The organism is Pseudomonas sp. 1912-s (genome assembly GCF_029269205.1).
Classification (GTDB): Bacteria; Pseudomonadota; Gammaproteobacteria; order Pseudomonadales; family Pseudomonadaceae; genus Aquipseudomonas.
Genome location: NZ_JARIXR010000077.1, coordinates 1 through 829 on the forward strand (window position 1 = coordinate 1; position 829 = coordinate 829).

Sequence of the window (829 nt, forward strand, 5' to 3'; positions counted from 1 at the left end):
CCAGCAGCGAAAGTGCGAGCACATTGCCAACGCCCGATACCTCGCGCAGCAAATCATAATTGGCCTTCCAAGCCGGCGAAGCTTTGATCGCTTCGTGCAAGTCATCGTCTGTGCTTTTAAGGCGCTTTTGAAGCCAGACGATATGTGCCTTGATGTCCCGTCGAAGTGCCTTGAATACCGCCTGTTTCAGTCGAGACTCTTCCGCCACGATCATATCGATGAGCTGGCGGCGTCGAGTCAGTAGATCCGCCAGTTCACGAGCGTGTTCATCTGGCATCTCCCGAATCTCGGGTTTGACCGCCTGGGCAAACTCCGCAATCACCTGGGCATCCAGAGCGTCGGTTTTCGCCAGCCTACCGGTCGCCTTGGCGAAATCACGAACCTGACGGGGATTGACAACAACAACGGGTAATCCAGCAGCACAAAGCTCGGCAGCGGCAAGCCGCTCATATCCGCCAGTTGCTTCCAGCACCACCAAAACCGGCTCCTGAGCCTTGAGATGTTTAGCTAAACGCTGGATATCTTCTTGAGTATTGAAAAACTGTTCGACTTGGCCAGTAGTGCTGACGAATGAGTCGAGCTTGTTTTTGGAAACATCAATTCCGACGAACGCAGAGTCATGGTCCATAGCGTTTTTCCTCACGTCCAACCTTGCAGAATCGGGCTTTGCGCCCAGGCAACCGTTCGGACTAGTTTAGGAAGGAACCTGCTCCGACCCATGCTCACTCACGATCTCGAAATCAGAGGGCACTACGGTCTGAAGCAGGTGAAAACAATCTTACAAGGGCACACCGAGCCTAGGCGAGGTGCCGAGTGGTGGGGCAAGAGC

At 54.3% G+C, this 829-nt stretch carries 1 protein-coding gene; it reads right to left on the reverse strand.

The window, feature by feature from the left end; genetic code table 11:
* Positions 1-628, reverse strand: a 628-nt coding sequence (locus P3C29_RS32600; RefSeq protein ID WP_275966465.1) for a transposase, incomplete at its 3' end; no start/stop codon positions are given.
* Positions 629-829 lie beyond the last annotated feature (201 nt).